The sequence below is a fragment of the Streptococcus mitis genome, assembly GCF_008763935.1.
Taxonomy (GTDB): domain Bacteria; phylum Bacillota; class Bacilli; order Lactobacillales; family Streptococcaceae; genus Streptococcus; species Streptococcus mitis_DB.
The window spans coordinates 1-304 of the sequence record NZ_VTQF01000040.1 but is presented as its reverse complement, the minus strand read 5'-3'; the positions used below and the strand labels follow the sequence as shown (position 1 = coordinate 304).

Genomic DNA, 304 nt, shown 5'->3' with positions numbered 1-304 from the left:
AAAGAAGGCAACATCAAAGGCCCTAAAGGGGACAAAGGTGAACAAGGTCTTCAAGGTCGTGATGGTCAAGACGGAGCACAAGGTTTACCAGGACGCGACGGACGTGATGGCGCAGCAGGTCGTGACGGACGTGATGGACGCGACGGAAAAGACGTCTTGAACGGCAAAGTTAACCCAGAAGCAAATCAAGGTAAAGACGGCGATAAATACGTTAATACAGAAACAGGCGACGTCTTCGTTAAGAATAACGGCAACTGGGATAAAGAAGGCAACATCAAAGGCCCTAAAGGGGACAAAGGTGAAC

The 304-nt window shown here is 49.3% G+C and carries 1 pseudogene; it reads left to right on the top strand.

Annotation, left to right across the window (positions count from 1 at the left end):
* Nucleotides 1-304 (top strand): annotated as a pseudogene (locus F9B91_RS11220) (hypothetical protein); the annotation flags it as partial.